Source organism: Mucilaginibacter straminoryzae (assembly GCF_022953055.1).
GTDB classification, from domain to species: domain Bacteria; phylum Bacteroidota; class Bacteroidia; order Sphingobacteriales; family Sphingobacteriaceae; genus Mucilaginibacter; species Mucilaginibacter straminoryzae.
Map to the genome: position 1 here is coordinate 103277 of NZ_JALJEJ010000009.1, position 25055 is coordinate 128331.

The window sequence follows — 25055 nt, forward strand, 5'->3', positions numbered from 1 at the left end:
TACTATCGAGTTTCGGCAAACTCGTAACAATGCGCTATATTTGATCGTATGCGATTTGCCTTTATTTTCCTGCTGTTTTTCGTCATTTCCTCGCCTCTTGCTTTTTCACAGACAGATCCCGACTGGACTACGGCAATTGCCCCTTTTCAAATTTCGGACCATCTGTACTATGTAGGAAGCAAAGATTTGGCGAGTTATCTTATTGTTACCCCCAAGGGAAATATCCTCATCAATGCTAACTTACCTTCCTCGCCACCATTAATAAGGCGCAGCGTAGGGCAACTGGGATTTCGTTGGAAGGATATTAAAATATTGCTTAACAGCCAGGCGCATTTTGACCATATGGGTGGTGCAGCGCAAGTGATCAGGGAAACCGGTGCTAAGAATATGGTGATGGATGACGACGTAGATGTGGTTAAAACCGGAGGAGAAAAGGATTTTTTGTCACCTTCACCTAATCTGGAACACTATCCGCCTTGCCAGGTCGACAGTGTACTTCATGACGGCAGCACGATCAGCCTTGGCGGAGTAAAACTTTATGCGAACAAGACCGCCGGGCACACGCGTGGATGCACAACGTGGACAATGCAGGACCATCTGCCAGGTGAGCCAAAGAACACCCGGCGAAATATTGTGATCATTGGCGGCACAAGTTTCTGGTCCGAGTATCATTTCGTCCCTACCGCCAATTCTAAAGAAAGCTATCCTGGTATTGCTGCTGATTTTGAAAAAACCTTTGCTAAACTACAGGCCCTACCATGCGATATTTTTTTAGGTGCCCATGGTAAGTATTTTAACCTGCTTACAAAGCTTGAGCGCTATGTAAAGGAAGGACCGAAAGTTTTCATTGATCCGAGCGGATACCGGAAATATGTTGCTGAGGCAAAAAATACCTTTTTTACAGAGCTAAGCAAGCAGCAAGCGACTACACATTGAACCGGTCAAATTCCGTTTAATCTCCATGTTGCTTTGTTTGCAACATCATTTCTGCAATTACTCTCGTGACTTGGGTAGGCGAATGACAGTCGCAGTTACTTAAGCCAATAACATAGATCTCTTCTTTCGGAATATATACGCCCATAGATTTAAAGCCAAATATACTTCCGCCATGCTCACGTGTGGGTATGCCGTTTATTTCTTTAATATGCCATCCGTAACCGTAGCTGATTTTTTGCCCGTTGTTTAAAGAGTAGGTTGAAAAGGCCTTTTGCGTCTCGACAGGATTAATTAGTAAATGATGTTCTAATGCATTCTGCCACTTCAGCATATCCCCTAACGTAGACATAAGCGATCCGGACGCAAAAGGTACGCTAAAGCTGATCTGTGTTTTATTAACATATCCGTTTGATTTTTTGTGATAACCGTAGGCTCGTTTGTAGATTACTTTTCTATCACTTGCATAGCAAGAATGCTCCATGCCTATCTTCTTAAAGATATTCTGTTCAATAAACTGTTCATAAGTCTGCCCGGAAACCAGCTCGATAAGGTATCCAAGCAATACATACCCGGAGTTATTATAATCGAACTTGTCACCAGGTGCAAAATCAACGGGTTCGTTCTTAAAAAAATCGACCATCATTTTCGGCGACATTTCCTTTTGTGAAATAGTAGACAGTGTGCTCATTTTCGTAAAATCCTTAATGCCAGAAGTATGGGTCAGCAAATGATGGATCAGGATATGGCTGCCTCCGGGATAATCAGGAACGTATTTAGCTACCGGGTCCATAACGTTCAACTTTCCTTGCTCTTCAAGCATAAGTACCGCCACTGCCGTGAATTGCTTAGTCATTGAACCTAATTCAAAAACGTTGTCTGTCCTCATGTCTGAGTCGAGTTCAATATTTGCCTTACCAAATGCTTTCGAATAGATGATCTGGCCTTTGCGGGCTACCATAAAAGCGCCACCCGGGCCGTTCGGATCATTAAATTCCGTTCTGATCACACTGTCTAATCTGGAGTCGAGTGATTGCGCCTCAGTATGAACAAAGGGCGCCCATATAAATGCAAAGAAGATGAAAGCTGAAGTAAGCGATGGAATTTTTAACATTTGTCTGTTTTCCCTCTGTGACGCTATTTAGCGAAGTGTGGTTACAGCTCTATTGTTTTTCTGCCAGGTGCCTTGCCGATCGTGATGATAAACAAAAAAAATCTGGCTGAAGACCCCTACCATACATCACTGGTGGAATAATTATATATACGCCATTCCCCCGGTTTATTCATATTCGAGCCTCTTGATACTCCGATAAAAATATTTTTCCGAAAAAACTACAAAATAGGTAGACTTTATATATCTTTGTACCGTAGTTCTGAATTTTCATTATCAAGAAAGATGGAGGGATAGGCCCTGCGAAGTCTTAGCAACCTGTACAAGTTATAAAGGTGCTAAATCCTGTCTGCTGTAAATGCAGAAAAGATAATGTTGACGATGTCTTTAAGCTCGTGCCGTTGTCTCCCACCCCTCCTTGATGATGATTTTAAACTACCAATTGCGTAATGCAACGCAGTTTTAACAGGCACACTGATGAAATTAAAACATTTACTAATCGCATTATCTCTTTTCGTTACCGCTGGATACACCCAAGCGCAAACTCCGGACGCAAGAGGATACATTGTAGCCGTTGGGCAGCAAGCCCCGGCCGATTTTGAACTGGTATTAAACAACGGTACTAAAACTACTTTAAAGCAATTGCGTGGCAAGGTGGTGGTGCTGCAATTTACAGCCAGCTGGTGCGTAGTTTGCCGCAAAGAAATGCCGCACCTGGAAGCAGAGCTCTGGAAAACATATCAGAACAAAAACGTAGTACTGATCGGTGTAGACCGCGACGAGCCACTGGCAACGGTTAATAAATTCCAGAAAGAGATGCAGATCACCTATCCGCTGGCACTGGATCCCGGCGCTGATATTTTCGGCCGTTTTGCTGATAAGAAAAGTGGGGTTACCCGTAACGTGGTGATCGACCAGACCGGCAAAATTGTGTACCTCACCCGTTTGTATGACGAGCAGGAATTTGCCAACATGCTGAAAACGATTGACGCACTGGTGAATACCAAAACTGCCGCAATCAATTAAACAATTAAAAAATAGCTTAAATCTGCCATTCTCAAACTGCTGCTTACAGCCATTTGGGTTGGCGCACTTATAATACGTATCTAAAAAAATGAAAACAACTACTGCCGGTTTTAAAAAGCGAACGCCATTCGTTCAATCTGACTACGTTACCTCTATACTACCCCTATCCCCTGCCTGCACATGCTGTATGTGCTGCTGTTGTTAGCCCCTCCGCTCTGTTCATGAAGCTTATGCCGCTGCGGCATAAAGCACTCAATTCTCCTTACTGACAATTTAATTTATCTGAAGGTGTGAAGCTGCCATGGGCTATTGCTATGGCTTGCCTTATACCCAAACTAAAACGCTTACGAATACAATCATGTACAAAAATTACAAATTGCTTGTTGCCTTATTGCTGCCTTTTATCTTTTTGCAAGCAGTAAACGCACAAGCTGTTAAAATATCCGGGACAGTTACCGGGAAATCAGACGGGCAACCACTACCCGGGGTTACCGTCGTGGTTAAAGGTACTACCACAGGTACCCAAACAGGAATAGACGGCAAATTCACCATTAATGCCCATAAAAATGATATCCTGCGGTTTTCATACATTGGTTATGCCGCTAAAGAGATCACCATAACCGGCGACCAGACAGGCATACAAGTGGTGCTCGAAGAAGCACAAAATGCCCTGAACGAGGTAGTGGTAACGGCGTTGAATATCTCGAAAGATAAAAAGTCGCTCGGTTATGCCGTGCAGGGCTTAAAATCAAAAGACATTTCAGAAGCCAAGGAAACCAACTTCGTAAATGCGCTGTCAGGCAAGATCGCAGGCGTACAGGTCACCAATAGCCAGGGCGATATGGGTTCTTCACGCATCGTCATCCGTGGCGAAACTTCTATCTCTGGTAATAATCAGCCGCTGTTCGTAGTAGATGGTGTAATAGTAGATAACTCGCAGTTCCAGGGCAATGCTGGATCACGAGATTTCCCGAATGCCATTTCCGACCTTAACCCTGAAGATATCGAATCCATCAGCGTACTGAAAGGCCCTAATGCTGCCGCGTTGTACGGTTATCGTGCTGCTGCTGGTGTGATCCTTATTAAAACAAAAACAGGCAAAGGCGTTAACGGCCTCGGTGTAAACATTAATTCAAATACCAGTTTTGCCACTATTAAAACCCTGCCTGATTTCCAGAACCAGTACGGCCAGGGATCTAACGGAAAGTTTAGCTATGTAGATGGCAAAGGCGGCGGTATTAATGACGGCGTGGACGAAAGCTGGGGCCCGGCGCTAAACGGACAGCTGATCCCTCAGTTCTTTTCTAACGGGCAGGCGGTACCCTTCGTGGCGCACCCGAATAACGTGCGCGATTATTTTAAAACCGGTGTAACGCTAAACAACGGGGCGGCAGTAGCCGGCAGCGGCGATAAATTTGATTACCGCTTATCCTACAACAACCTGCACCAAACCGGCGTAATTCCCAATACCTCGCTCGGTAGAAATTCCTTTATGCTGAACAGCAGTTTCAAGTTGTCGCCGAAGGTAACCGTTACCACTATTGCTAATTATATTAAAGATGATGCCGATAACCTGCCGGGTGCCTATGGTAAACGCGCGACCAGTACCATGCTGCAGTTTATCTGGTTCGGCAGACAAGTGGATGTCAGTCGTTTAAAAAACTACCGCGACGCCAACGGTAATACCTTTAACTGGAACAACAGTTACTACTCTAACCCCTACTTTATTGCCTATGAAAATACGGTCGGCCAGTATAAGAACCGTTTGATCGGAAGTGTCGAACTGAATTATAAGATTGCCGAAGGCCTATCGGCCAACTTCCGCACCGGTACAGATTATTATAATGACAGACGTAAGATCAAAGTAGCATACGGAACTAATGGTACACCGTATGGTTCTTACGAAGAAGATGCCTATACCGTCAATGAAACCAATACCGAAGCGCGCTTACAATACACCAAAAAGCTGAACAAAGACTTCTCGATCGATCTGTTAGGCGGTGGCAACATCGGTACTATTTTAAACGAGCAGAACGACCAGGTTGCGCCTAAGCTGGCTGTTGCCGGATTGTACACCTTGAGCAACTCGCGCGATCCGCTGGTATCTTCTAACTACTATGGAAAACTGAAAACTTACAGTTTGTTCGGTTCAGCACAATTAGGTTTCAGGAATTACGCTTTCTTAAACGTTACCGGCCGTAACGACTGGTCGTCTACACTGCCGGAAGCCAACTTATCTTATTTCTACCCGTCGGTGAACGGCAGCTTGGTACTATCCGAAGCTTTGGATATCAAAAGCAACGTGCTTACTTACGCCAAACTGCGGGGTGGCTGGTCTAAAGTGGGTAAAGCCACTACCCCTTACCAGTTGATCAACACCTATAACTTTACTGCGCCTTTCGGTTCTAACCCGCAGCAAAGCGCTGCCAGTGTCGACCTGAATGCCAACCTTAAACCAGAGACGACTACTTCTGGTGAAGCAGGCTTTGAACTCGGCTTTTTCAGGGACAGGGTTCGGTTAGATGTCAGCGTTTACAACACCAACAGTATCAACCAGATTCTTAATGTTGATGTAAGCCCAACCACCGGCTTCAGCCAAAAGCTGATTAACGGCGGAAAAATCAACAATAAGGGTTTAGAAATTCAGTTGGGCTTAACGCCACTTAAGACAAAGGATTTCACCTGGGATGTAACCACCAACTTCTCTACCAACAAAAGCAAGGTGGTTTCGCTGGATGCTGAAGGCAGACTGCAAAGCTACGTGTTAGGCACCAACAGAACTGTGCAGGTACTGGCCGCCGTTGGCCAGCCTTATGGTACCCTATATGGAAATGCTTACCAGCGCAACGCTAACGGTGATATCGTAATTGGTGCGAATGGAACACCGGTAATTAATCCTACCAAGCAATATCTTGGAAAATACACACCAAAATGGTTGGGAAGTATCAACAACAGCTTTACCTATAAAAGGGTATACCTCAGCTTCCTGGTAGATGCGCGCGTGGGCGGTTCCATCTACTCTAATACCAACCGTACAGGTACATACACGGGCGTGCTAGCTTCTACCCTGCCTGGCCGCGGCGAAGCAAATGGTGGCTTAGCCTATTATTACCCGGGTAACAACACCTCAACAACAGCAGTAAAATTGAGTACCGGCGCAGCTCCGAATGGCGAAACCGTATACCACGATGGGATGGTGTTCAAAGGTGTAAAAGCCGACGGTACACCTAACAACACTGTGATCCCCGCCCAATCTTACTATAAAGGTTTTACCAATGTTGATGAAGCCTTTGTGTACGATGCTTCTTACGTAAAACTGCGCGAGGTTAAACTGGGCTACAGCTTACCTTCAAAATGGATTAAAGGTATCGGGTTGCAAAGCGCTACTATTTCGGCAGTAGCGCGTAACCTGTGGATCATCCATAAAAACGTACCGAACATTGATCCGGAAGTGGCCTTTAATACCGGCAACGGACAGGGCCTAGAAGATTTAACCTTGCCTACCGTTCGCAACATTGGTTTTAACATCAACCTTAAATTCTAAAGAAAATGAAACTTAACTATAGATCGATCGTCATTGCCGGAACGTTACTGCTATCATTAACGGCCTGCAAAAAAGACCTTACCGATATTAATCAGAACCCCAACGCGTCGCAGAATGCGCAGCCGGATTACCTGCTAACCGCTGCTACCAAAGCCACGGCAGATACCTATTGGGGAACCAGCAATAATATGGACGCTTCATTATTGTTTGTTCAGCACTGGGCTAAAATACAGTATACCGACCCGGACAGGTACATCTATTCAAACAGCGCCTTCCAGGATCTGTGGACCATAGGTTATTCTAAGAGTATCATCAACCTTAACCAAATCATTAAACTGGCAGATGCACAAGCTAATCCAAATTACAAGGGAGTGGCATTGGTGCTGCGTTCATGGGTATTCCAGTTAGTTACTGATGCTTATGGCGATATTCCATACCAACAGGCAGCAAATATCGATACCTATCTTACGCCTAAATATGATGCACAACGCGATGTCTACTTCGCCCTGCTGGACGACTTAAAAACAGCGCAGGCCAACCTTAACCCGGCTGGTAAAGCAGTAGCCGGTGATGTAATTTATAGTAACAATATTAGCTTGTGGAAGAAGTTTGCCAACTCGCTCCGCCTGCGTATTGCATTACGCATTGCCGACCGAGAACCGGATAAAGCCAAACAGGTATTGGCAGATATCCAGGCCGAGGGCGGCAGCTATATCAGCTCAAACAGCGAAATTGCGCAATTGGTCTATCTGGACTCACCAAACCAGAACCCTATCAGCAATTTGTTTGACACCCGCGATGATTACCGCATCAGCAAAACCATCGTCGATAAACTTTTCGCACTGAACGACCCTCGTCTACCTATATATGCTGCTAAAACTAAAGATGCTACACCACAAACCTATGTGGGTATCCCCAACGGACTTTTAGTTGGCGATGCCAGTGCACTTGGCTTTACTAAAACTTCTAAACCCGGTTCTTATTTCACTGCGCCGCATGCCCCTGCTGTAATTATCAGCTATGCAGAAGTATTGTTCGACCGATCAGAGGCGGCTGCAAGAGGCCTTACGGGCGAAAACCCGGCCGACCTTTATAACCAAGCGGTACGTGCATCGCTGCAACAATACGGCATTGCAGATAATGATATCAATACCTACTTAGCTAATGCAGCAGTGAAATATGACCCTGCCAACTACCGGAAATCAATCGGCGAGCAGAAATGGATTGCTTTATTCGGGCAAGGGCTGGAAGCTTTCGCCGAATGGAGGCGCCTGGATTATCCGCAACTGCAACCAGCGGTAGCCGGTGTATTAAATGGGCAGATTCCATTAAGGTTTATTTACCCCGGTACAGAACAATCACTCAACGGCGCTAACTACACAACCGCCGTTAAACGCCAGGGACCAGATGTACTAACAACACGCCTTTGGTTTGATGTGAAATAACAATTTCAGGTTATTCAGCGATTCATCCCGAGAAAGTTATCCCTGCCGGTTACCCCCGGTGGGGATTTTTATTTTAAATGCTTCTTTTTTTCTGGATAAAATTAGGTTAGTGAGCCTGACAGCTTTTAAGTTTAAAACATTTCTTACACCAAATGGTTGTAATACTAACTTTTCACTACTTTTTAACGAAAACACTAAACTTTTATTGTTGTTAGAAAAAAGTTTACAGCTATTTTCATTATCATTATAAAGTCTTAGCCGATCCTAACTAATTGAAATCAATGAAAGAAGCTGTTTACAAGCTTGATGGCCTTAAAATGTGCCTGTTGCTTTTGGTGCTTTATTGTACCGCATGCAGCTTGCCCTGCAAACCCGGGAAAGAACATGCTCAATTATTTAACGAACTGCTAGAACATGCCACCTTACTCAAAGACAGTGGCGATAGCCAAAAGGCAATCAGGTTCCTGGATTCTGCTTATCGTACTGTAAAGGACGCAGGTCCCGGCGACCAGAGCCGTTATTTAGACTTCCGTGCTAAGCTGGCGCTCCAACAGGGTAAATATCAGCAGGCTAACCTATATGCGGATAGTATTTTGCATTTGCTTGCTGCACACGCGAAAGACCCTAATTATAACATCTATTATGCCGAAGCCTACCTTACCAAAGGTGATATCCTTTTTGTGCAGGGGCTATACAGCTATGCGTTTCAGTATTTCTATAAAAGCAAAATTGTGGCTTCTTCGCAGGTTGAAACACACGCCTATCATCGCTACCTGGCCCACTATTTCGATCGTCGGGCAATGATCAGCTTCAAGCAGGAGCAATTTGACACTGCCGCCTGTTATTACCGCAAGATGATTGCTGCATTGGATAGTACCGACCGGAACACCTACTCTTATGTTTACGATACCCAGGGGGCATTAAGTAACGTTGCTGCCAGTTACTGGCGTTCCGGTAAGGCTGACAGTTCCCTGCACTATTATAACCGCTGTCTTGACTTTATCGATCAACATCAGGCGGCCTACCCGTTGAAAAAAGATTTTTTCCTGATGGCGAAGGGTGTTTGCCTTGGAAATATGGGCGACCCCTGGATGCTGAAACGGAATTATAAAAAAGCAGAGGAGTTATACCTGGCTGATATTGCTATCAACGGGAAGAAAGGCCGTTACGAGCAGGACGCCTTGATGACCCGCTTAAAATTAGCTAAGTTATATACGCAGACTGGCCGGTTTGAAGAAGCCGGTGTGGTACTTACCTCTGTTGGGCAATCGCCCGTGCTGGCTGATGCCGATAGTGAAATCAGTTTTTTAATGACCAGGGCAAATTATTACAAGGCAACCGGCCATTACGCCGAAGCGCTGAATGATATGTTAAAGCGGTCGGCCATCAGGGATTCCGTTACCGTCCTCAAACGTAAATTATTAGGGGTAAACTCGGGTGGTATGTTCGCTGTGCTGGAAAAAGATTACCAGAACGAGGCGCTCGCCAAGCGTGACGAATTGAAAAATTACCTGCTTTGGGCGGCCAGCATCGCAGTGGGAATGAGTTTATTAACTATCCGGCTTTTAATAAAACATACAAAAACGGCCAAAAAGCATATCGAAGAGGCAAATGCGCGTAACCAGGAACAACAACTAACACTCCACGCATTGGCTGAAAGTAATAAAGAGAACGCACGGCTTTCAGGAATATTAGCCCATGATCTGAAAAACCCTATACATGCCATTTCTACCATAGCTACCCTAATGCTTGAAGATGACAGAAGCGAAGAAGACCGGGAAATGCTGGGCCTGCTGAAAGAGTCTATCATGAAGCTGAACGATATTGTAAACGACGTGCTAAAAAAAGGCGAGGACATTAATCTGACAGCGTTACACCTGGTAAATACAGACATTGCTGCATTATTACGGCACAGTGTTACCTTACTACAGTTTAAAGCCGGTGAGAAACAACAGCGGATTATTAAATCGCGCGTAAAAAAACTGATTATCCGGATAGACCAGCATAAGATCTGGCGGGTGATCAACAATCTTTTGGTGAATGCGATAAAGTTCAGTCCCCGTGGAACCACCGTACGCGTTTCGCTTGAAGAAGACGAGAACGATACCGTTAAAATAGCCATACAGGACGAAGGCATCGGGATACCGGATGAACTTAAACCACATATATTCACCCGATCTGGTAATGCGCAGCGGACGGGCACTGCAGGTGAAGAAACCTTCGGGATTGGACTATTTACCTCCAGGCAGATTGTTGAAGCCCATGGTGGAAAGCTCTATTTCGAAAACCCGGAAACCGGTGGAACTATCTTTTACCTGATCTTACCTCTAAAACAACGGACAGACATTTAGTATCGACTCACAATAGCTTTTCAAAAGCTGGCAGGTTAACAAAACTGCCTTAAAAACGCTTAGTTTTTCCAAAATCATCCTAAAGTATGAGCGTTATTCCCTCAAAATAACAGACTTTTGAAAGAAAAACTAAACCGGGTGGCAGAAGCCCAATAACACAAACATCATGAAAAAAGTAACCGGCCTTGGTGGCATTTTCTTTAAATGCAAAGACCCTAAAAGTATGAACGACTGGTATGCGCAAAATCTGGGTTTACCTACCAGCGATTATGGCGCAAACTTTGAATGGCTGCATGCTGATGACCCTTCAAAAAAAGGAACTACCGTATGGACTACCTTCCCTGACACGACCAAATACTTCAACCCTTCTGAAAAGCCGTTTATGATCAATTACCGTGTTGAAGATCTGGCTGCCCTGGTTGAAGAATTGAAAAGTAATAACGTAACCATTGTTGATGAAATAGCCGTATACGATTATGGCAAATTCGTCCATATACTTGATCCCGAAGGCAACATCATTGAACTTTGGGAACCCACCGAAGAATAATTGAAGATAATTAGCATAAGCGCAGCGCTCCCGGTTGCTTTAGGAGCGCGGCTTTAACAGGCTTTTAAATATTACAAAAACCGCATTTTCTCTTCCTCCAGATCCAGGAAAAGCAGGTGTTTGCGAATCACTTCTTCCAGTATGGCATTCTGCTCGTCATTTTGCTTTGCCAGCCAGGCCCTTTGCTCATTTAGTATTTCGCGATAAATGGTTTTCGAATCCTCAGCAAGTGAAGTTGCGTCAGATTCAGCTTGGTTCGCCTCCCATTTCTGCGCCATTTGCCGCAATACTGGATGATCAGTCAGCTTATCCTGATAATTTTCATTCAGATATTTTAATGCCAGTTGGTTTAACTGCCTCCGAAGATTCCGGTACATTTCATCTTCAGGTAGGTCGTAATCGGGGTCCGTCAGGTTGAGACGCCTGATAATTGCCGGCAAGGTTAACCCCTGCACCAATAAAGTGGTCAGGATCACCACAAACGTTATAAATAGGATCAGGTTCCTTTCGGGGAATTCAGCACCACTTTTTAGGGTCGCGGGGATAGATAAAGCGGCCGCTAATGACACTACGCCCCGCATGCCAGCCCATCCAAGCACAAATGGCCCCTTTACACCTGGGTTGCGTGTGTCGGCCACGGTAATATAGTTTCGGGCAATCAGGGTAACTACTACTGCGCCGTAAGCCGAAATCAACCGGGTAACTACCAGCACCAGGGTAATCAATAAGCCATAACCAACTGCCGAGATCATGGTTACCCGCTCCAAGCCGGCGGTAATCTGCGGCAGATCTAATCCAATGAGCATAAATACCAAACCGTTAAGCATAAAGCTTAAACTTTCCCACACGTTCACCGTGCGCAACCTGGAAGAACTGCTCAAAAAATTAAGGCGATGATTAGATAACAATAAGCCGCCGCCGACTACCGCCAATACACCAGAGCTACCGATTTCTTCACCAATGATGTACATGGCATAAGGTGTGACCAGTGTCAGTACGATGTCCATGTTGGCATCGGTAGGCAGAAACTTATGCATTTTCATGATAATGTACCCTACCAGCAAACCACTACCGATACCGCCCAGAATCATCCATACAAAGGTGAGCGCAGCCTGGTGCCAGAGGAATTGGCCCGTACCTACAGCAATCAGTGCAAAACGGAAAATAATCAGCGAAGACGCATCATTCAATAAGCTTTCACCTTCAAGAATGGACGATATGCGTTTCGGTACTTTAACAAATTTTAATATCGCTCCCGCGCTTACGGCATCCGGCGGCGAAACGATACCGCCGAGCAAAAAGCCCAGCGCCAGCGAAAAGCCGGGAATAAAATAATTAGCCGCCAGCGCCACCACCAGGGCATTCAAAAAAACGACGACGAAAGCAAAACTCCCGATTACGCGGCGCCAATGCCATAGTTCTTTCCACGAAATTTGCCAGGCGGCATCGTAGAGAAGGGGAGGCAAAAAAATAATAAAGATCAGTTCAGACTCGATGTGCAGATTAGGGATAGCCGGTACCAAACTTATAAGTAACCCAGCCAGCACCAGCAATACAGGATAGGCTACCCTGATTTTATTGGCCAGCATAATCAGCAGCAAAATAGCAACGACAAGACAGAGGTAGAACGGAAAATTATCGACCATCGGCGAGGGCTTTTAATTGTAACAGATCAGGAAATTCTAACTATAAAAATACCGTTCTGCCTCAATTAAGTTTAAACAATCTTCTCTTTTATATTTCCGGTGGACTGCGATAGCAATCCGTAAAATCGCCTCATTCGCGATTTATAAATTTATTCGTAGGTAATAATGACGGCAGCTATTGCCTATTCTTTATCAATTATTATTTTTACTTTCTTAGATAAACCTGTATTATTTTTCATCGTGGCCGGAGGCGTTTCCTGCCTAGCAAATTTATGGCGGACAAAAAAATTGCTTACCTGATTTTAGCGCACGAATCGCCTGCGGGGGTGTTCCGATTAATTAATAAACTACAATCGCCGCGGTCTGTCTTTTTCATACACGTCGACTTAAAGACCAACCTTGCACCCTTTATAACCGGTGCACCGGATAATGTGCTGTTTATTAAAAAAAGGGCAAGAATAAACTGGGGAAGCTATCGTATGGTACAGGCCACCATTAACGGACTAACCGAAATTTGTGACAGTAAATACGATATTGGCCGAATTGTCTTGTTGAGCGAAACTACCTACCCTCTTATGGCGATTGGCAGTATCAGTCATTTTTTTGACAATAATGAACCGGTAAACTTCGTAACAGTTAATACTGCACCACAATGGCCGGACGGCGAGATCAGGGTGAAAAGCATTTACCTGGATAATTTTAACTTCAAGGGCAGGTATCTGCTTCAGCGAATTTTAAATTGGCTGCTTCCGCAAAGAATCATTCCTTCAAACCTAACTATTGCAGGCGGTTCGCAATGGTTTGCCATCACCCGCGAAGCGGCTGCTTATTGTATAGAATTTGTAAAACACAATCCGGCTTTTTGCCGCTTATTTAAATATTCCTGGGCACCAGACGAAAGCTTCTTTCAAACCATCCTGTACAATTCACCACTAAAAGCTACTATCGTAAGCGATGATCTCCTCTACACGGATTGGTCTGAGCATAAAGCCAGTCCCAAGATCCTTACCTTGGCTGATGCAGAACGGATACTATCTTCAGGGAAACTGTTTGCAAGGAAGTTTCCAATGAAAGATGATGGCATCATTGCACTGATTGACGAAAAAACAGCAAGCAATTGAGCTGCGCTGCTTTCCGGCGATAGCTGATTAGATTTCGTTTTAATTGTCGGAAAAGACCTTCATCATGTCGCTATTGGCCTCAACCTTTTTTAGCAATGATAACTAAGTTTGCAAAGGCGCATGCTTGAGGATCATTAACCAATAACCTTTATTAATAAAACCATCAGACTATGGAAACTTCAGAGAAAAAAGTAATTACCGTTGAAACCGAAGTAAACGCTCCGATCGAAAAAGTTTGGGAGCTATGGAGCAAACCTGAACATATTACGCAGTGGTGTGTAGCTACCCCTGAATGGCATACGCCATATGCAGAAAATGATTTACGTGAAGGCGGCCGGTTCATGACCCGTATGGAAGCAAAAGATGGCAGCTTCGGGTTTGACTTGCCCGGCACTTATACCAAAGTAAAACAACATGAACTGATCGCCTACACCATGGATGACGACAGAAAAGTTGTTATTCAATTCAGCGGCAGTAACCCTGTTAAAATTAGCGAGTCTTTTGAAGCAGAACAAACCAACCCTATAGAAATGCAGCAGTTAGGCTGGCAGGCAATACTGGACAACTTTAAGAAATATGCAGAAGCCGGTAATTAACCGTCACTTGTTATGCGGCCTCACGGGCCGCAGTTTTAGCCAAAAAACTAAGATACGGTAAGCTCTCCGCGTAAGTCGGTTTCCAAAAGCGCTTTTACCTGCTGCGGGTCTTCATACTGGCCTAACAGGTACATGGTTTTGGTGATGGCCGCCTCGTAGGTCATGTCGTAACCATTGGCAATACCCATATCTTTTAATTCGCGGCTGGTTTCGTAACGGCCAAGTTCTACGGAGCCTACCTTACATTGCGAGATATCCACAATCACCTTACCGCTTTTGATCGCATCCTTCAGGCAATCAATAAACCATTGGTCTGTAGTGGTATTTCCCGAGCCAAAAGTTTCCATTACGATACCCCTCACATCTGAATTTACAATGCTTTCCACCACTTTAGGGCTAATACCCGGATAAAGCTTCAGCACCGCTACAGAATTGTCCAGTTCTTTATGAACCACCAACTCTTGATTATCATCTGCCGGGTGACGGATATCATTAATGCTGAACCTTAAGTGAACGCCGGATTCGGCAAGTATGGGATAGTTTGGCGAACGGAATGCCTCGAACTTAGAAGAGTTGTATTTGAACGACCGGTTCCCCCTGAACAGTTTGTAGTCAAAATAGATACAAACCTCGGGTACACGCGCTTTACCGTTCTTTTTAGCCTTTGCAATTTCTATAGCCGTCATCAGGTTTTCCTTCGCATCTGTCCGGATAGCGCTGATGGGTAGCTGCGAACCGGTGAAAATAACTGGCTTGGTCAGGTTTTCAAGCATAAAGCTTAAAGCAGAGGCGGTGAAGGCCATGGTATCAGATCCGTGCAGGATCACAAAACCGTCCACCTCGTTATAATGGCGTTGGATCAATTCCGCAAGCTGACTCCAGATCTCCGGGTTCATGTTCGAAGAGTCGATGATCTGATCAAAAGAGTGTACCTTGATACGACAATTCAATCTTTCAAGCTCGGGAACATTATCCATTATCTGCTCAAAATTAATTGGCTTGAGCACTTTTGTCTTTGGATCACTCATCATACCGATGGTGCCACCGGTATAAATGATCAGTATCTGGCACATGTAATTTTCAGGTTTCGCTATAAAAATAAAAAAATCTCGTTATAATCTACGTCACACACCAAATATCCTCACCGAGTTTTCGGTGGTGATACGGGCTACTGTCTCGGTATCTGTATGGTGCAGGTCAGCTATCTTCTCTGCAACAAATTTTAAATAAGAACTCTCGTTCGGCTTACCTCTATACGGAACCGGCGTTAAATAAGGTGCATCGGTTTCTAAAACGATATAGTCTAATGAAATATTTTCCACCACCTTATCTAATCCGGAGTTTTTGTAGGTAACCACACCACCGATGCCCAGGTAAAAACCCAGACCAATTGTTTGATGCGCCTGTTCTTCGGTTCCACTGAAGCAATGAAAAATCCCGCGCAGCTTTTCAGTTTTGTTACGTTGTAGTACCTCAAAAACCTCGTCGAAAGCGTTACGGCAGTGGATCACAATCGGCAGATCAAGCTCATTCGCCCAGGCAATCTGCTGTTCAAATGCCTTTACCTGTTCTGCCAAGGTGGTTTTATCCCAGTAAAGGTCTATGCCGATCTCCCCTACTGCATATATCTTCTTTCCCGGGAGCAGGCCTTGCTTTATCTTTTCCAGTTGGGCTTCCCAGCCGGGCTTAACATCGCAGGGATGAAGGCCAAGCATGGCAAAGAAATATTGCGGATAAGCCTCTGTCAGTTGCCAGATCAGCTCTACAGATTCTGCATCCACGTTCGGCAGAAATAAACGACTTACTTTATTATCGAGGCAGCGTTGTAGCATTGCCTCTCGTTTAGCCATATCCCTTTCATAATAGAAATGGGTATGTGTATCGGTTAACACCATGCTGCAAAAGTAAAAAGCCTTCTGTTTTCGCAGAAGGCTTTTTGATAACTTTAGAAATCAATTACTTTTTTTAACCGCTTTTTTGGTCGTCGTGGTTTTCTTAGTTGCCGTTTTAGTGCTCTTAACCGGCGTTTTTGAAGCGACAGGCGGTGTATGTTTCGCAGGGAAAATCCTCACCATAATTACGTCGAATACCAGCGTACTGAAAGGCGCGATATCCTGCCCTGCACCCTGCGCACCATAAGCCAGTTTAGAAGGAATCACCAGTTTGGCTGCTGCACCTTCTGGTACCAGCATCAAGCCTTCATCCCAACCGGGAATCACCTGTCCCTGACCCAGAATAACTTTAATCGGTTGATAAACGCGATTAGGCTGTTGCAGGTTAGCTTCTTTGGCTACGGCTTCGATACTGGAATCAAACACCTTACCGTCAACAGTGCGGCCGACGTAGTTAACCAGAACGGTATCGCCGGCAAGCGCCCGTTTACCGCTTCCTTTTTCTGCAACAGAAGTAATCATATACTTCAGGCCGGAAGGGGTAGTTTTTAACGCTAGTTTGTTATCTGCAATATATTTTTCTGCGTTAACAGATTCGCTTTGCTCCATTTTAGCAACGGCCGCTTTACGTTCGGCAATGGCCTCGTCCAGCGTTTGCACCTTTTCAATTTTTACACGGAAAATGATGTTACTGTTTACCGGTAAATAAGGCGGGCGTTCCTGCTCATGTCCTTTAAAAACAGAATCAGTAGGCACTTTAATCATTACACTATCATTTACGGCCAGCAGCGGGAATACATCCATCGGATCCAGATTATTCTGCGCCGGACCAAGCTTGATCTGCAACGGGTGACCTACTTTATACGTGCTGAACAATACAGAATCCTTTTCTGTGGTTTGCACCATTTGCAGGGTTACAATATCATCCAGCTTTAATTTCTGCCCGTTACCTGCTTTAAGCACAACGTACGATAAGCCTTTAGGACTACGGAGGGTGGTTTGCGCTTTTACCGATACAGCGGCAAGCAGCACAAAACCAAGTATTAAATATTTCTTCATATCAGAATCAATAACGGCCGCAAGTAGCTTTTACTGCGGCCGTTTCAAATTATTTTTTCTCTGCCTGTGGTTGTGCCGGTGGCAACGCAGGTTGCTGTGGCTTCGGCGCGTTAGGATTTGGGTGAACGATGTTAACTACCTCTACATCAAACGCCAGCGGTGTGTAAGGGCCAATGATCTGGTAACCTTGCTGCCCGTAACCCAGGCTTGAAGGGATCACCATGGTAGCTTTAGCTCCTTTATTCAACAGCATTAAGCCTTGCTCCCAGCCTTTGATCACCGCGTTTTGGCCAAGTGGCAAACGGATAGGCTGATAAGGGTTCATTGGGTTAAGCTTACCTGCCTTTTCGGCTTCGCTCTTTATATTGGTATCAAATACTTTACCGTTCAGGAACTTACCTACATAGCTGATCACTACGGTATCACCTTTTGCAGGAGTTGGGCCAACACCAGGTTTGGTAATTTTATAATATAAACCAGAATCGGTTTTAGTAGCGTCGATCTTATTATCGGCAAGATATTTCTTGATCTTCGCCGGTTCGGCAGTTTTCAGTTTCTCAGCTTCGCCTTTAAAGTAAGCATCCACACGGCCTGCAAACACCTGGTCGTTCAGCTTACCTTTTTGAATTACCTTGTCAATCTTTACTTCGTAAACAAAGTATTTGCCTTTGAAGCCCGGAGGTTTAGGTAAGCCTTTTTTGAACAAAGAATCTGCATTGATTTTTACTACTGCGCTATCACCTTCGCTCATTTTCATCAGTACAGAATAAATATCGCCTTTAAACTGTAATTTCTGAGGCATCGGGAAGCTATAAGGGCGTCCGGAATCGTAGCTGCTTGAAAGCACAGAATCGCCATCTGTTTTGGTAACAACGTCGATGCTTACAAAATCGCCACCCTGGATAGCAGGGCCGCCTTTATCGGTAACGATGTTATAAAGTACGCCATCATCACCCTTCTTAAATCCGCCGCCGCAGCTGGCAAGGCCAAGCGCTGCAACCGCTAAAAACATGAAGTGTTTTTTCATCTGATTAATTTCGATTTTATTGTATTAAAAGTGTTTTATATTCGGGTAAGATAGATTTGAATTTGGCCACAACTTCGGTAAGGCTATCATCTGAATGCCCACCGGCTGCATTGCGGTGGCCGCCGCCGTGGAAATATTTCTTACAGATCTCGTTCGCCGGGAATTCGCCGGTTGAGCGCAGCGACAGTTTCACACGATCCGGCCGTTCTACGATGAACGCAGCCAGCCTGATACCCGTGATAGAAAGCGCATAGTTTACAATGCCCTCGGTATCGCCGGTGGTAATATGATATTTTTCAAGTTCGGCACGTGTTACAGTGATCAGCGCCGTGTTATATTCAGCAAATACTTCGAGTTTATCTGCAAGGCAATGGCCCAGAAAACGCAAACGGTTTTCTGTTGCACTATTGTATACCAATTCGTGAATGCGCCAGTTAACCGCACCGGCATCTATCAGGTCTGCAACGATACGGTGTACGGAAGCTGTTGTGGTAGGGAACCGGAACGAACCAGAGTCGGTCATGATGCCGGTATACAGACATGTTGCCACATCTTTATTAATCAGTCTGGGCAGGTTAAGCTCCCTGGTCACTAACTCATACACTAACTGCGCAGTGGCACTGGCATTAATGTTCCAGTAACGGAAATCATCAAAATCCTGCGGATCCAGGTGATGATCGATCATTACCTTCAATGCCTTGCTTTCGCCCACCCTGTCGCCTACCTCATTGATGCGCGAAAGCGCGTTGAAATCCAGGCAAAAGATCAGGTCTGCTTCAGCAATAAGCCGGTCGCTTTCTGCAGGCTTTTCTGTATAGATGATTACACTGCCGTTGCCGGGCAGCCAATCAAAAAATACGGGATAATCTGTCGGGGTAATTACGGTTGCGTGGTGCCCTAACTGAATTAAACAGTTGTACAAACCCAGCGAAGAACCAATGGCATCGCCATCGGGCTTGTGATGAGTGGTAATGACTATTTTTTTAGGTTGCTTTAATAGTTCAGAAAGCGCAGCAATATCTAACATCAGTTAAAAACAGAATTGCAAAGCTAATTAAATAAATTAAATAGCCGCTATGAATATTTGAAGTAAAGGCTTTAGTTCTCAGGTTAAAACAGTACTTTTGCCGCAATTTTTTGAACATCATGGAAACCAACAAAACATTTACAATGATAAAACCGGATGCTGTAGCCAATGGCCATACCGGTGCTATTTTAGACCAGATCATTAAGGCTGGCTTCAGCGTTAAAGCGATGAAGTTAACTTCACTCAGCACTGAAAAAGCCGGACAGTTCTACGCTATCCACAAAGAGCGCCCGTTCTTTAACGACCTGGTAAAATTCATGACCAGCGGACCTATCGTTGCTGCTATTTTAGAAAAAGAAAATGCGGTAGAAGATTTCAGAAAACTGATCGGTGCAACAGACCCGAAAAAAGCCGAAGAAGGTACCATTCGTAACAAGTTTGCAGAATCTATCGAAGCTAACGCTGTGCATGGTTCAGACTCTGATGAAAACGCTGCGATAGAAGGAAGCTTCTTCTTCTCTGCTTTCGAGAGAGTGTAACTTTTTACTTAAAGATAAATGTGATTTTACAGGCAGTTAACTGCCTGTTTTTTTTTGTTATAAGATTGGATTTCTTAGTTGCTATTGATACTTTAGCAAGTACGAATAGGACAACACTAAACCAATAATCTTTACGCTCAAAAAATAATTGTCTAATAAACTTCAATAAAGGCTCCGATGAACAATAGTTTGCTCAAAACCATGCTAAGATATGTGCTGTATGTGGTTACGATCCCGGTAATTCTGCTGGGAAGTTTCGAGCTGTTTATCAACCACCCCGAAGTGCAGCTGGCTTTTTGGGTGCCGGGTATTGTACTGATTGCCTACTCGGTAATCCGTGATGACTTTTATGCGCGTAACTTTAAATTGCTTAAAGGAAAATAAGCTCTTCTACCAGGTTGCTTTCTGCCCGCTCGTTTATCTTTTCGATAATCTGGCCTCTGATGAGCATTAACTCGTTTTTGATAACAGATGATTCTATCCGAAGGAAAAGTTTCCTATCGCGGATAAAAAGTTCTTTTGTGCGGTTAGCTACCGGTTTCCCCACCAGTTCCGGCCAGAGGGAAACAATACTGGTTTCGTCAAAACGGCGCTTGATCTTGTAAACCTGCATCATTTGTGCAATGGCATCTTTTAACAGCTTATCGTTAGACTTGCGCATGTGCTTCTCCTCCTGTTACTTCAAATAGTTTAAAATCCACATTTATTTCTTTGAAAACGGCTGCCACCCGTTCTTTACTGGTATCGGTAATAAATACCTGGCCAAAGTCCTGGTGCGAAACCATCTGCATCAGCTTGGTAATCCGCAACTGATCTAATTTATCAAAAATATCATCCAGCAACAGCAGCGGTTTAAAGCCTTTCTGCTGGTAAAGGAAAGAATACTGTGCCAGTTTCAATGCAATCAGGAATGACTTCTGCTGCCCTTGTGACCCGAATTTCTTCATCGGCATGCCATGAATTTCAAAAGCCAGATCGTCGCGATGGATACCTGCTGTGGTCCGTTGCAGTATGCGGTCTTTATCTGCAGTTTGCTGCAACAGGTTTTCAAAATCATTATCCAGCAACTGCGACTCATATACTAAAGACACTTGCTCTGCTCCGTTACTGATGTACGCATAGTGCTGATCAAACACCGGTGTAAAGGTATCCATAAACGCTTTACGCTTGGCGTAAATACCCTTGCCATAATCTACCAGTTGCTCGTCGTAAATTTCCAGCAGGCTTTTATCGTAACGGCCGCTCTCGCTCATCCGTTTCAGCACGGCATTGCGGTTCAGTAATACTTTATTGTAAGCAATCAGTTCGTCCAGGTAACGGTTATCCGTTTGCGAGATGACGTTATCAATAAACCTGCGCCGCTCTTCGCTGCCTTCAATAATAATACTGACATCATACGGAGAGATCATCACCAGAGGATATAGTCCGATATGATCTGCCAGCCGCTGGTATTCTTTTTTATTACGTTTGAACTGCTTCTTCTGATTGCGCTTTACCGAACAGGCTACCGTATCCGACTGGCCGTTGCGTTCAAAAGCACCGCTGACGATAAAAAAATCTGTCCCCTGTTTAATCTGCTGGCTATCTATCGCATTAAAATAACTTTTACAAAGCGAAAGGTAATGTATGGCGTCCAGCAGGTTGGTTTTACCTGCACCATTATTACCTGTAAAAGCATTTACACCGGGGCTGAAATCGAAAGAGCCTTCGGTATAATTCTTAAAATTGATAACAGATAACTGCTGCAGATACATAACGGGTTTCAAAGTTAGCACATCGTCGTGGTGTTTAACGAGCCGTAGCGGTAAAATAAGTATAAGTATTTAACTTAAAAGCTATTGTATAGAATTTTGAAAAGCGTATTTTTGCACTCCTAATTTAAAATTGAAATGTCAAATACTCAGGCTAACACCAAAGTAGAGAATAATCAGAAGACCGATTTTGTACAGACCGGAAAATTTGTGCGCGAGAACCAGAAGAGCTTATTATTTATAGTTGGCGCTGTTTTGGCGTTGATTGTAATCTACTTTGTTTATCAGAAAGTATACCTGGCCCCAAGGGAAACCAAGGCTGCCGACCAAATGCACGTAGCCCAGGATTTCTGGAACAAACATGATTGGGACAAAGCCATTAAAGGCGATGCCGGTTACCCTGGTTTCGAAAAGATTGTTGCCGAGTATAGCAATACCAAAGCTGCTAACCTGGCTTACTACTACCTGGGTGTAGCTTACTTAAACAAAGGCGAATACCGCAAAGCGATCGACAGCTTCACTAACTTCCGTGGCGACGATGGTATGCTTGCTGCAGAAGCACTGGGCAGCACCGGCGATGCTTATGTAGAGTTGAAAGATTACGACAAAGCAGCTACTTATTTCAAAAAAGCTTCAGATAAAGCAAACAATAAATTCCTATCTCCATTTTATCTAAAAAAGCTTGGTTTAGTTTACGAGGCACAAAAAGACAACAAGTCTGCATTGGAAGCCTATAAAAAGATCAAGACTGATTATAGCGAAAGTACAGAAGGGCAAAATATCGACGAATATATTGCCCGTGTAGAGGCAAAAATATAATGGCGACACAGTTAAAAAACCTGTCTGATTTTTCTGATACCGAAGTTCCATCCGCTGCGCCATACCGCTATGGTATTGTAACGGCAGAATGGAATACACAAATTACCAATGCACTGTTTGAAGGCGCCTATCAAAGCCTGATTAACCATGGTGCATTGGCCGATAATATTTTTCCTTACGCTGTTCCCGGCAGTTATGAATTAATTTCTGGCGCAGACCTGTTATTAAGAAATATTGTTAACTTAGATGCAGTAATTTGTCTCGGTTGTGTAATACAGGGCGAAACAAGGCACTTTGACTTTATTTGTAATGCTGTAGCCAACGGTTTAAGCAATGTTTCCATTAAACATAACAAACCGGTAATATTTGGCGTATTAACGGTAGATAATTTACAACAAGCTATAGACCGCTCCGGCGGTAAGCACGGCAATAAAGGAGACGAAGCTGCGGTTACCGCCATTAAAATGGCAGACATGGCGGCAAGCTTCAGAAATTTAATTTAACCTTATTGCACCACGAAAACAGAAGTATATGAAAAAATTTGTTTACATCGCATTAGTAGCCACCGCATTAGGATGCCTGTTCGAGTCTTGCTCAAATAAGCTTTGCCCTGCCTATGGCTCGTACCACAAACGCAGGTAATAACGCGTCATTAAACCATCATTTTAACATTCATCCAAACCATTGTGGCAGTTTAGCTATTATTTTTGCAGAATAGTTACTGGATATGAAATGGATACCGTTGGAGTCTGCCGAGCAGCTTAAAGAAATTAAACAGCAAGCTGGTTATAGCATTATTTTCAAGCATAGCACCCGATGCTCTATCAGCATGATGGCACGTCGGCGCTTTGAGATGGACTGGGGCGACTTTCCAGAAAACCTTCCCCTCTATTTTTTAGACCTCATTAAATTCCGCTCCCTTTCTAATCAGGTGGCAGAAGATTTCCAGGTACACCACGAATCGCCGCAGATGTTACTGATCAAAGAAGGCGAATGTATTCTCGACCAATCTCACGGCGCAATCTCTGTCGAAGAAGCGTTAACCATGGTACAGTAATACTGCTTGTAAACGATAGAATTTTACTTAATTTATCGCTTTATATTTAAACAACTTTTACTGCTTGCGCAGGCATTGGCAGCAATTGTTTTTTACCTACTTTTGTATAATGATTGATCTTCCTGTAATCCCGGCTAACCAGGTACAACGCAAGCCAGACTGGCTGCGTGTAAAGCTGCCTGTTGGTAAAGAATATGCTCATGTACGCAGCCTGGTAGATACTCATAAGTTGCATACCATCTGCGAGAGCGGCAATTGCCCTAATATGGGCGAGTGTTGGGGGGCAGGTACCGCAACCTTCATGATCCTGGGTAACATTTGTACCCGCTCCTGCTCTTTTTGTGCAGTAGCAACAGGACGGCCTTTAGCCGTTGATTTGGACGAGCCAAACCGGGTAGCCACATCTGTTAAACTGATGCAGGTGAAGCATTGCGTAATCACCTCGGTAGATCGTGATGACCTGAAAGACGGTGGTTCAATCATCTGGGCAGAAACCATTAATGCCATCAGGCGCGAAAGCCCCGAAACTACTTTAGAAACTTTACTTCCCGATTTTAAAGGGAACTGGGATAACTTAAAGCGCGTAACGGATGTTCGCCCAGAGGTTGTTTCGCATAACCTCGAAACCGTACGCCGCCTTACCCGCGAAGTACGGATACAAGCCAAATATGACCGCAGCCTGGAATGTCTTCGTCATATTTCAGAAGCGGGTTTACGTACCAAATCGGGCATTATGCTTGGCCTTGGCGAAACAGAAGAGGATGTGGTTGAAGCCATGGGCGATCTGCTACAAGCCGGTGTACACATTCTTACACTTGGGCAGTACCTGCAGCCAACGCGCAACCACCACCCGGTAATTGATTGGATACACCCTGATCAGTTTGAACGTTACAAGGAAATAGGTGAACAAATGGGATTCAGATATGTAGAAAGCGGCCCGCTGGTGCGCTCTTCATACCACGCGGAAAAACATTTATTTGAAATGTAATTATTCCTTTTTATTTTCAACCCGTTGAGTCCGAAGCGTAAAATATCCCTTTCAGAAGAAGAACTTATCCACGCATTGCGCAGGCGCGAAAAAGTTGCGGCTGAGGCATTGTACGATATGTACTCGGCATCGCTTTACGGGGTGATTGTAAGAATAGTGAATGACGACATTGCTGCCGAGGATATTTTACAGGAAACTTTCTTAAAAATCTGGAACTCTTTTTCTGCGTACAGCGCCGATAAAGGACGTTTATTTACCTGGATGGTTAATATTGCCCGGAATTTATCCATTGATAAACTCAGATCGAAGGACTTTAAAAATCAATCTAAAAACCGGGAACTTGAAAATAACGTAGGTCTGATTGATGAGCGGGAAAACACGGTTTACAAGCCGGAGTTGCTGGGAATTAAAGAGTTGGTGGAGACGCTGAAGCCGGAACAAAAATCTATACTCGACCTCGTTTACTTTAAGGGCTATACCCATGTGGAAGCAGCAGAACAGCTGGGTGTTCCCCTGGGCACGATCAAAACAAGGCTAAGGATGGCTATACAGCAGTTAAGAAAAAGTTTTAATTAA

The 25055-nt window shown here is 44.4% G+C and carries 24 protein-coding genes and 1 riboswitch; of the genes, 15 read left to right on the forward strand and 9 right to left on the reverse strand.

Annotated elements, in window-relative coordinates:
- Positions 1-48 precede the first annotated feature (48 nt).
- Positions 49-936 carry a subclass B3 metallo-beta-lactamase gene (gene bla, locus MUY27_RS16745; protein WP_245131909.1) on the forward strand — a complete coding sequence of 296 codons (888 nt, stop codon included), beginning with the start codon at positions 49-51 and terminating at the stop codon, positions 934-936.
- 16 nt (positions 937-952) lie between these two features.
- Here the strand turns inward: bla and MUY27_RS16750 are convergent, their stop codons facing one another.
- Positions 953-2047 carry a serine hydrolase domain-containing protein gene (locus tag MUY27_RS16750; protein ID WP_245131911.1) on the reverse strand — a complete coding sequence of 365 codons (1095 nt, stop codon included), beginning with the start codon at positions 2045-2047 and terminating at the stop codon, positions 953-955.
- 267 nt (positions 2048-2314) lie between these two features.
- Positions 2315-2420, forward strand: a riboswitch (SAM riboswitch).
- A gap of 101 nt (positions 2421-2521) precedes the next feature.
- Here MUY27_RS16750 and MUY27_RS16755 point away from each other — a divergent pair.
- From MUY27_RS16755 to MUY27_RS16775, 5 genes are all read left to right on the forward strand, one after another.
- Entirely contained in the window at positions 2522-3070 is a 549-nt protein-coding gene (locus tag MUY27_RS16755; protein ID WP_245131913.1) for a TlpA family protein disulfide reductase, read from the forward strand.
- A gap of 358 nt (positions 3071-3428) precedes the next feature.
- Positions 3429-6614 (forward strand): SusC/RagA family TonB-linked outer membrane protein, encoded by a 3186-nt coding sequence (locus tag MUY27_RS16760; RefSeq protein WP_245131915.1) that lies wholly within the window; start codon positions 3429-3431, stop codon positions 6612-6614.
- 5 nt (positions 6615-6619) lie between these two features.
- Positions 6620-8059: a SusD/RagB family nutrient-binding outer membrane lipoprotein gene (locus tag MUY27_RS16765; protein WP_245131917.1), complete on the forward strand. Its 1440-nt coding sequence runs from the start codon at positions 6620-6622 to the stop codon at positions 8057-8059.
- Between the two features lie 281 nt (positions 8060-8340).
- A complete protein-coding gene (locus MUY27_RS16770) occupies positions 8341-10410 on the forward strand; it encodes an ATP-binding protein (protein WP_245131918.1) in 2070 nt (689 codons plus the stop codon).
- A gap of 166 nt (positions 10411-10576) precedes the next feature.
- Positions 10577-10957, forward strand: a complete 381-nt coding sequence (locus tag MUY27_RS16775; RefSeq protein WP_245131921.1) for a VOC family protein — start codon at positions 10577-10579, stop codon at positions 10955-10957.
- A 71-nt stretch (positions 10958-11028) separates the two neighbouring features.
- Here the strand turns inward: MUY27_RS16775 and MUY27_RS16780 are convergent, their stop codons facing one another.
- Entirely contained in the window at positions 11029-12603 is a 1575-nt protein-coding gene (locus tag MUY27_RS16780) for a Na+/H+ antiporter (RefSeq protein WP_245131923.1), read from the reverse strand.
- A 272-nt stretch (positions 12604-12875) separates the two neighbouring features.
- On the opposite strand from MUY27_RS16780, the gene MUY27_RS16785 reads away from it, so the two are divergent.
- Positions 12876-13724, forward strand: coding sequence for a beta-1,6-N-acetylglucosaminyltransferase (locus tag MUY27_RS16785; protein WP_245131926.1), 849 nt, complete (start codon positions 12876-12878; stop codon positions 13722-13724).
- Positions 13725-13894: 170 nt separating this feature from the next.
- Positions 13895-14320, forward strand: coding sequence for an SRPBCC family protein (locus MUY27_RS16790; protein WP_245131927.1), 426 nt, complete (start codon positions 13895-13897; stop codon positions 14318-14320).
- Between the two features lie 47 nt (positions 14321-14367).
- On the opposite strand, the gene MUY27_RS16795 is transcribed toward MUY27_RS16790, so the two are convergent.
- Genes MUY27_RS16795 through MUY27_RS16815 form a run of 5 tightly spaced genes read right to left on the reverse strand, consistent with a single transcriptional unit; the run spans position 14368 to position 19325 of the window.
- Positions 14368-15393, reverse strand: coding sequence for an asparaginase (locus tag MUY27_RS16795; protein ID WP_245131929.1), 1026 nt, complete (start codon positions 15391-15393; stop codon positions 14368-14370).
- A gap of 51 nt (positions 15394-15444) precedes the next feature.
- Entirely contained in the window at positions 15445-16215 is a 771-nt protein-coding gene (locus MUY27_RS16800) for a TatD family hydrolase (protein ID WP_245131933.1), read from the reverse strand.
- A 57-nt stretch (positions 16216-16272) separates the two neighbouring features.
- Positions 16273-17271 carry an FKBP-type peptidyl-prolyl cis-trans isomerase gene (locus MUY27_RS16805; protein WP_245131936.1) on the reverse strand — a complete coding sequence of 333 codons (999 nt, stop codon included), beginning with the start codon at positions 17269-17271 and terminating at the stop codon, positions 16273-16275.
- A 49-nt stretch (positions 17272-17320) separates the two neighbouring features.
- A complete protein-coding gene (locus MUY27_RS16810) occupies positions 17321-18298 on the reverse strand; it encodes an FKBP-type peptidyl-prolyl cis-trans isomerase (protein ID WP_245131937.1) in 978 nt (325 codons plus the stop codon).
- 16 nt (positions 18299-18314) lie between these two features.
- Complete coding sequence (locus MUY27_RS16815; RefSeq protein WP_245131938.1) at positions 18315-19325, reverse strand: DHH family phosphoesterase; 1011 nt, start codon at positions 19323-19325, stop codon at positions 18315-18317.
- A 119-nt stretch (positions 19326-19444) separates the two neighbouring features.
- Between MUY27_RS16815 and MUY27_RS16820 the strand changes: the two genes are divergently transcribed.
- Entirely contained in the window at positions 19445-19864 is a 420-nt protein-coding gene (locus tag MUY27_RS16820) for a nucleoside-diphosphate kinase (protein WP_245131939.1), read from the forward strand.
- A 177-nt stretch (positions 19865-20041) separates the two neighbouring features.
- Positions 20042-20248 carry a hypothetical protein gene (locus MUY27_RS16825; protein ID WP_245131940.1) on the forward strand — a complete coding sequence of 69 codons (207 nt, stop codon included), beginning with the start codon at positions 20042-20044 and terminating at the stop codon, positions 20246-20248.
- On the opposite strand, the gene MUY27_RS16830 is transcribed toward MUY27_RS16825, so the two are convergent.
- Positions 20235-20525, reverse strand: coding sequence for a DciA family protein (locus MUY27_RS16830; RefSeq protein ID WP_245131941.1), 291 nt, complete (start codon positions 20523-20525; stop codon positions 20235-20237). The genes MUY27_RS16825 and MUY27_RS16830 overlap by 14 nt on opposite strands.
- Positions 20512-21618 carry a DNA replication/repair protein RecF gene (gene recF, locus MUY27_RS16835; protein WP_245131942.1) on the reverse strand — a complete coding sequence of 369 codons (1107 nt, stop codon included), beginning with the start codon at positions 21616-21618 and terminating at the stop codon, positions 20512-20514. The genes MUY27_RS16830 and recF overlap by 14 nt, the downstream gene beginning before the upstream one ends.
- Positions 21619-21753: 135 nt before the next feature.
- On the opposite strand from recF, the gene MUY27_RS16840 reads away from it, so the two are divergent.
- The 5 genes from MUY27_RS16840 (at position 21754) to MUY27_RS16860 (ending at position 25055) form a co-directional block, all read left to right on the forward strand.
- Entirely contained in the window at positions 21754-22434 is a 681-nt protein-coding gene (locus MUY27_RS16840) for a tetratricopeptide repeat protein (RefSeq protein ID WP_245131943.1), read from the forward strand.
- Positions 22434-22937 carry a 6,7-dimethyl-8-ribityllumazine synthase gene (gene ribH / locus MUY27_RS16845; protein ID WP_245131945.1) on the forward strand — a complete coding sequence of 168 codons (504 nt, stop codon included), beginning with the start codon at positions 22434-22436 and terminating at the stop codon, positions 22935-22937. Before MUY27_RS16840 ends, ribH begins: the two co-directional genes overlap by 1 nt.
- A 224-nt stretch (positions 22938-23161) precedes the next feature.
- The gene (ytxJ, locus tag MUY27_RS16850) at positions 23162-23491 is read left to right on the forward strand and encodes a bacillithiol system redox-active protein YtxJ (RefSeq protein ID WP_245131947.1); all 330 of its coding nucleotides are present in this window, start codon (positions 23162-23164) and stop codon (positions 23489-23491) included.
- Between the two features lie 109 nt (positions 23492-23600).
- The gene (lipA, locus tag MUY27_RS16855) at positions 23601-24479 is read left to right on the forward strand and encodes a lipoyl synthase (RefSeq protein WP_245131951.1); all 879 of its coding nucleotides are present in this window, start codon (positions 23601-23603) and stop codon (positions 24477-24479) included.
- A 24-nt stretch (positions 24480-24503) separates the two neighbouring features.
- Positions 24504-25055, forward strand: a complete 552-nt coding sequence (locus tag MUY27_RS16860) for an RNA polymerase sigma factor (protein ID WP_245131953.1) — start codon at positions 24504-24506, stop codon at positions 25053-25055.